Origin of the sequence: Nocardia acidivorans NBRC 108247 (genome assembly GCF_001625085.1) — a bacterium.
Lineage (GTDB): Bacteria > Actinomycetota > Actinomycetes > Mycobacteriales > Mycobacteriaceae > Nocardia > Nocardia acidivorans.
This window is the reverse complement of the sequence record NZ_BDAW01000103.1, coordinates 22100-28729: the sequence shown is the minus strand read 5'-3', so window position 1 is coordinate 28729 and position 6630 is coordinate 22100. Positions and strand designations below refer to the sequence as shown.

6 protein-coding genes are annotated in these 6630 nt (G+C 64.7%); all 6 read right to left on the bottom strand.

The genetic code is table 11. The features are described 5' to 3' along the window. Positions 1-554: 554 nt before the first annotated feature. The 6 genes from NA10_RS37335 to NA10_RS33050 all read right to left on the bottom strand — a co-directional run bounded on the left by NA10_RS37335 (position 555) and on the right by NA10_RS33050 (position 6495). On the bottom strand, positions 555-1319 hold the full coding sequence (locus NA10_RS37335; protein WP_218021628.1) for a hypothetical protein: 765 nt from the start codon (positions 1317-1319) through the stop codon (positions 555-557). A 205-nt stretch (positions 1320-1524) separates the two neighbouring features. Next, positions 1525-1818: a hypothetical protein gene (locus NA10_RS38355; protein WP_218021627.1), complete on the bottom strand. Its 294-nt coding sequence runs from the start codon at positions 1816-1818 to the stop codon at positions 1525-1527. Between the two features lie 1096 nt (positions 1819-2914). Further along, positions 2915-3292, bottom strand: a complete 378-nt coding sequence (locus NA10_RS33065) for a DUF2784 domain-containing protein (protein ID WP_067574643.1) — start codon at positions 3290-3292, stop codon at positions 2915-2917. 344 nt (positions 3293-3636) lie between these two features. After that, entirely contained in the window at positions 3637-5100 is a 1464-nt protein-coding gene (locus tag NA10_RS33060) for an SDR family NAD(P)-dependent oxidoreductase (protein ID WP_067574642.1), read from the bottom strand. A 112-nt stretch (positions 5101-5212) separates the two neighbouring features. Then, the gene (locus tag NA10_RS33055; protein WP_067574641.1) at positions 5213-6283 is read right to left on the bottom strand and encodes a hypothetical protein; all 1071 of its coding nucleotides are present in this window, start codon (positions 6281-6283) and stop codon (positions 5213-5215) included. Further along, positions 6280-6495 carry a hypothetical protein gene (locus tag NA10_RS33050; protein ID WP_067574640.1) on the bottom strand — a complete coding sequence of 72 codons (216 nt, stop codon included), beginning with the start codon at positions 6493-6495 and terminating at the stop codon, positions 6280-6282. Before NA10_RS33050 ends, NA10_RS33055 begins: the two co-directional genes overlap by 4 nt. Positions 6496-6630: the final 135 nt, after the last annotated feature.

The following is a 6630-nucleotide window of genomic DNA, read 5'->3' as shown; positions in this document are numbered from 1 at the left end:
CCGGAATTCAACCGAACGCGACAAACTCGGCTGTGAGGGACAGATCCTGACTGGGCGCACGGCAGCGATCACATCGCGGGCTTCCTACAGAAGTTGGAGTTCGGACCGTCTCGGTTGCCGCTGTGCGTGGCTGGGATGTTGCGGGTTGGCAGACCGCGCAGGAATACGGGAGAGAAGATGTAGGAACAGGCATCGAGGATCGCCTTCCAATAGACGGAACAGAAAAAGCCGCGACGGCGATGCCGTCACGGCTAGAAAATGTGGACGCCTGGCGAGCGCTATAGATCAGGAATTCGGGCGCAGGCGCGCTCGACTATCGTGTACACCGCATTTGATACGGGGAGTTCGGCCGGGCTTACTCACTCGTCACGAGAGGGCGTCGGCAAGCCGGGATGAGATTTCTTGAATTCAGCGCAGTCCAGCATGCGACGAGCAGTCGACGTCTCGCCCTGTTTCGCGGGCCCGGACGCATGTGTGTAAGAGCCCTCCGAATGGATACCTGTGGGCAGTGGATCGGCGTGACCGCGGCCCCTAGGCACAGGGTTGCGCAGCCCTCAAAGATTGGCGTAGCCGCCTGACCCCCACACGATTCTGCGGTAGTTTTCCGGGGTGATGGCTTGGCGTGCTGGTATTCCTGGTGCGATCGGATACGGCCAGAAGCAGTAGCCGCATCGATGGCAGTAGTGGCCGGCGCTCCAGATGTGTTTACTGATCGAGATGCCTTTGGCGATTCGACTGTTTCGGCGAGTTCTGTGAGACGCAATCCAGAACAGGAACAGCGATGGAGTGGCTAATGCGGTGATGAACAAGAAGTTCGCGACGATAAACACCGGTAGGCACGATGTTAATTCGGGATCAGAAGAATTGATGACGGCGAAGAGAATTCCAAATAGAGCAGGAATCACGAGGATCAGACCAATGGAGACCAGCTTGCCCGAATGCTGTTGCAGCGGTGCGAGCGCTAGCGATTGGGACAGGCTGGTCGTGTAGGTCCGCTCGGTCGTGCTCGAGCCGACGACGGGGATCAGTCCTGTGGAACCGACGGCGACGCCCGAGTGGTAGTCGGTGCCATAGACCGTGGTCGTGCCGGTCGCCCGGATGGCGGGGACGCGCTGAACACGGTCGTCGTGCCGACAGCTTGGGCAGGTGATGTCGATTCCCACGGTGGCGTCCCGTCCCGGTGCGGCTGCGCCGCGACGTGGACGGTGGCCGCGCAACAGCGCCTGTGCTGGTTCCCGGTGATGCGATGGTTGGAACCATCGAACACCGCGAAATGCCGCTTGTCGAGAGGGATTCGTCGTCGAAGGGTCGGAAGTCATTGTCACGCCCTCCTACTGGGGTCGGGTGAGTGCGTCTTCACGCGATGTGGTGAGTCGTGCTGTCTCACAGCCCCTCTCGCCGCCGGCCGCGTCTCGCAGGGGTGATTGGTCGCAGGTACGCCGCTGCCTCGGCCGTAAAAAGTCCTGCCGAGGCGGTGAGTGTGGACTCCGAGGGCTGCACAGTCGATGGCAGCACGTCCGTCGGTCACATGGAGTCGACGGCTCGGATGTGGGTTTGGGGGTTCGACAACAGAGGGTGCGGTTCCGCGGTGAGAATTGTGAGGGCGGCGGCGCATCGCGTGACGCCCTGCACAGCGATCTCTCCGACCGTGGTCCAGATGTATTCGTCGCGGCGGGAATTGATGGGTCTGCCGTTGAGATAGCGCAGCAACTGAACAAGCGAGGAGCACCCTGCGGTTCGGACATGAGCGAGCGGATGACGCATCAGAGTTGGAAAGATCGGTTGCCAGCGCTCGGTCTGGTCGTTCTCGCACAGCATAACCAGGCACTGGTCCTCGTCCAGATCGTGCGGACGTAGCGTCAGCGCACCGCTGCGATGGGCATGCGGTCTCGATATGCACGCGCAAAATAAGCGAGTCGAGTTCCGGATCGTCGCCGGAAGTCGTCGCCGCCGTGCAGATCTGGGCCAGATGGTGGGGTGGAAATGCGATGCGACGGTTGACGGGCCGGTTTGGCGATCTGTTGGTCCGGGTTGTCCGCACGTCGGATCGAGCCGCTGTCCTCGGCGTAGCGATACACGCACCGCACGGCTCGGACTTATCGACGGACCGCACGGCTCGGACTTATCGACGGAGGGCAGCGGCCTGCATATGCCGGACATGCCAGCGCACGCACCCTGTGCGATTAGGCCGAGTACCCGACGTTTGGACCTGTGACCGGGCTGGTCCGGGCTGCGGATGCTCAAGTGACTGGGCAGGGCGATCGCGGTCATATCGCGGGCAACCCGAATACTGAGAGATGCGGTCGCCAGTTCGGAGGCCGCCTTGCGCGGCGAGATCATGCGGGGGAACCCAAACTGCGATGGCCGATACCCACAGGTATCGCCACGTTTCCGACGCGCCAAGAACGTGCCAAGACTGGGTCATCCACCTGGGAAGGGGCGGTACGCACTGGACGCGGAAACCGCCTTGACCTGGACACAATGGTGTTTCTTGGACGCCGGATCACAGTCTCCGGCTCACGCTGGGGGTCAAGTGGTCGCAGGTTCTCACACAGTGTGCCAAGTGTTCAGTGGTCCATTGCTGAATTTGGAACGGACTTGTTTTCCGGCGCTTAGTTCGGCGGATACGGCGGGCGGGCCGGGTTGCCAAGGAGGGCGTGTTCGACCAGTTCAGATATCGTTTCCATCTTGCCAAGAAGTTGCCAAGACAGCACCGAACGGGCCAGACAGGACGGTGTAGGACGGACGAAACGCCTCGGACCCGTCGCAGACCGAAGGTGCCTCCACCTCCCGAATCCGGGGCCTGCGGCGGTGATCCCGGCCTCGGAACGCCGCCCGTTACGGATGGTGATCTCAGCCCATCCGCGAACCAAAAAAATGACCTCACCTGCGTAAACGTTTGGGCGGTGGCGGCCTATGTGGCTGCCCGGCCGTACCGGCGACGCGAGACTCGGAACCAGAACCCGGCCCAGGAGACGAGGACGGTGATCGCGACCAGGACGCGCACCAGGTCGACCGCATCGCTCGGGTACAGCACTCCGGTGATGTAGTGCGCGATGAACCCGGTCGACGGCAGGCCCGGATCCCCGGCCTGATGCCTAGCCCAGTTCTCCAGATTGGTTAGGGGGCAGTCGAATCCGAAGAGGATGGTGCTGAAGCCCCAGGCGAAGGCGGCCAGGTGCAGCCAGATGGTGCGCGGCCGGCGCCACGCCAGGAACCCGCCGAACACCACATAGGCGACGAAGAGGAAGTGCACGCCCGCGGTGAGGTCGGCCAGCAGCCGATACAGCATCTCCCCAGCATAGAGCCGGGGAGGGGGAGGGGAGAGGCATATCAACACGCGGATATGCGCATCTATTGATGTAATCACGGGGGAGTCGGCATCGCAGGAGAGGCGTTGCACCAGGGCTCATCCTTCCCGCGAGGAGCTGCGCGCGAAGGGAAGGTCGTTCCGGATTGTCACTGACCAGCCATAACCAGGTAAGACTTTACCCCGCGCAATCACATGCCTTTACGCAGATATGCGCATCTAAATATGTATTGCACTACTTGTAGTTGCCGCGGTTTCAGAACAACCGAGCTACCCAAAAACCTGCAAACGAGAGGCCCGGGGGGCAAAATCCCCGGGCTTGTTTGTCACCAGGCGGAGGGTTCGTAGTCCTTCAGGAAGCAGCCGTACAGGTCGTCGCCGGCTTCGCCGCGGACGATCGGGTCGTAGACGCGGGCCGCGCCGTCGACGAGGTCGAGGGGCGCGTGGAAGCCCTCTTCGGCGAGGCGGACCTTGGTGTAGTGCGGGCGCTCGTCGGTGATCCAGCCGGTGTCGACGGCGGTCATGAGAATGCCGTCGGTTTCGAACATTTCGCGGGCGCTGGTGCGGGTGAGCATATTCAGCGCGGCCTTGGCCATATTGGTGTGCGGGTGGCCCGCGCCCTTGTATGCCCGGCCGAAGACGCCTTCCATGGCGGAGACGTTGACGACGTACTTGCGGGGTGCCGCCGCGGCGGCCATGGCGGGGCGCAGTCGCGAGATGAGGATGAAGGGTGCGGTCGAGTTGCAGAGCTGCACTTCGAGGAGTTCGGTGGCGTCGACTTCGCCGACGGTCTGGACCCAGCTGTTGGTGTGCGCGAGGTCCGGGACCAGGCCGCCCGCGTCGATGGCCACGCCCTGTGAAATGCGTTCGGGGGTGGCCGATCCCGCGACGAGGGCGAGATCGGTGATATCGGCGGCGGTGAGGCTCGGGGTGAGCGAGGCGGTGAGTGCGGTCGGGTGCGCCTGCATGGTCTTGCCGAAGGTGACCACGTCGGGGAGTTCACCGGCGGGCAGTGGTCCGGATTCGGCTTCGACGAGGGCGCTGTACGCGCCGGGGGAGCGGCGCACGGTTTGTGCGGCGTTGTTGATCAGAATGTCCAGGGGCCCTTGTGCGGCAACGTCATCGGCGAGTGCGACGACCTGGGCCGGATCGCGTAGGTCGATGCCGACGATGCGCAGGCGGTGCAGCCAGTCGGCGCTGTCGGGCTGGGCGGCGAAGCGGCGGATGGCGTCGTTGGGGAAACGGGTGGTGACGGTGGTGTGCGCGCCGTCGCGCAGCAGGCGCAGGGCGATGTACATGCCGATCTTGGCGCGGCCGCCGGTGAGCAGTGCGCGTTTGCCGGTGAGATCGGTTCGCGCATCGCGTTTTCCGTGGCTGCGCGCCGCGCATTCGGGGCACAGCTGGTGGTAGAAGGCGTCGACCCGGGTGTATTTCTGTTTGCAGATGTAGCAGGGGCGGGCGCGTAGCAGGGTGCCGGCGGTGGCGACGCCGGTGGTGCTGGAGCTGATGGGGATGCCCGCGGTTTCGTCGTCGATGCGGTTGGGTGATCCGGTGGCGGTGGCCGCGATGACGGCTTTATCGGCTTCGGAGACGCTGTCGCGGGCTTCGATGCGCCGGCGCTGTTTGAGTTTTTTGAACATGTGCCCGACGGCGCGCTGCACGGTGATGGAGTCGGGGTGTTCCTTGTCCAGTTGTGCTGCCTGTTCGAGGACTCGGAGGCAGATGGCGAGTTCGGCGGCGTCGATGGCCGTGGTGTCGGTGTCGTGCGCCGTTGCGGTGTTCTCGGCCATCGGTGGGTGCTGCTGTCCTTCGTGCGGTGGGCGTACGGGCGTCGTCCATTGTCGCATCGTGTGGTTGCGTGCTCTGCCGGGGCGGGGTGCGGTTATGGCGCGGGGCACATGTTCAGGCGGTGGCGCTCACGGGTTGGAGGTTGCCCGCGTCGTCGTCGCGGCCGAGTTGGCGGGCGCGTTCGGCGAGTTCGGCGAGCAGGTCGGCGGGGATTTCGTCGCGGAGTTCGATGAGGGTCGCCCAGACGGGGGCGGGTGTTTCGGCGGTGAGGGCGGCGTGGACGAGGGGGTGGGCGTGTGCCCAGAGGTCGTGTCGTCCGGTGCTGGCGATGAGGGCGCGCAGGGTCTGTGGATTTTGGATGGCGTGGCGTTCGGCGAAGCGGCGCAGGCTGTCGGTGCTCATGGCGCCGGTGATGGGGAGCAGGGTGGGCCAGGCGTCGAGTTCTTGGACGGCTGTGACGAGGGCGTCGATGACGTTGTCGTCGAGTTCGGCGGTGAGGTCGCCGATCCAGCCGCGGTTGTGGGGTGCGATGGAGTCGAGTAGGTCGATGGCTTCGGCCCACATGGATTGTGCTGCGGCGGCGCGGATTACGCCGGGGACGCGGTCGGCGACGATGTGCAGGACGTGGTCGATGGCGGTTTTGTCTTCGAGGAGGAAGGCGATGCGCAGTAGGTCGGTGTCGCTCATGACGGGTGCGGCGGCGCGCAGGGCGGGTTCGGGGACGACGTGGACGAAACGGCCCATGGTGATGTGGTCGCCGTGGGTGAGGAGTTCGCGGGCGACGTCGGCGACGAGTTGGGGTGGTACGGCGGCGATGATGGCGGCGGTGCGGCGGGGGTCGAGTTGGACGGCGCAGTCGGCGAGGAAGGGGGCGGGTAGGGATTTGGCGATGTCGATGGCGCGCTGGGGGTCGATGGTGCTGGCGACTGCGGCGCAGAGGGTGGGTCCGAAGGCGCGTTGGGCGACTTTGGCGCTGATGGCGACGGGGACGAGTTTGGCTCCGGCGGCGACGCCTTTGAGGCGTTTGGTGTCGCGGTCGAAGAGTCGGTCGGTGGCGCGTTCGCGGAATTCGCGCAGGGCGGCGGGTGGGAGGTCGACGAGGAAGTCGAGTTCGGTGGGGTCGGTGATGCCGAGCAGGCGTGCGAGTTTGGTGGTTTCGGCGACGGCGACGAGGTGTTCGCTCATAGTCCGAGTGCTTTCTTGACGGCGGGGCGCATGAGGCGCGGTACGAAGTCCAGGGAGGTGCCGATGGCGTGGTCGAGGGTGGTGGCGCGCTGTGTCATGGCGGCGTGCAGGAGTCGGTCGAGTTCGGTGAGGTCGGCGTCGCCGAGTTGGTCGAAGGCGGCCGGGAGGGGTGCGCGCAGGGTGTCGCGGAGTTGGGCTGCTGCGTCGGACATCGGTGTCTTTCCGGGTTGATCGTACTGCCGGTACGGTATTCGATACTGGCAGTACGCCGGGTTTCAATGCAATGCCGGTCGGTCGACCGGGGCTGTGGTGTGCATCACCGTACCGGCGGTACGTGTACACTGCCC

What these genes read in the sequence shown, in the direction of transcription:
- NA10_RS37335 (WP_218021628.1), bottom strand. Translation starts at nt 1,319, where the DNA reads ATGACTTCCGACCCTTCGACGACGAATCCCTCTCGACAAGCGGCATTT.
- NA10_RS38355 (WP_218021627.1), bottom strand. Translation starts at nt 1,818, where the DNA reads ATGCTGTGCGAGAACGACCAGACCGAGCGCTGGCAACCGATCTTTCCA.
- NA10_RS33065 (WP_067574643.1), bottom strand. Translation starts at nt 3,292, where the DNA reads ATGCTGTATCGGCTGCTGGCCGACCTCACCGCGGGCGTGCACTTCCTC.
- NA10_RS33060 (WP_067574642.1), bottom strand. Translation starts at nt 5,100, where the DNA reads ATGGCCGAGAACACCGCAACGGCGCACGACACCGACACCACGGCCATC.
- NA10_RS33055 (WP_067574641.1), bottom strand. Translation starts at nt 6,283, where the DNA reads ATGAGCGAACACCTCGTCGCCGTCGCCGAAACCACCAAACTCGCACGC.
- NA10_RS33050 (WP_067574640.1), bottom strand. Translation starts at nt 6,495, where the DNA reads ATGTCCGACGCAGCAGCCCAACTCCGCGACACCCTGCGCGCACCCCTC.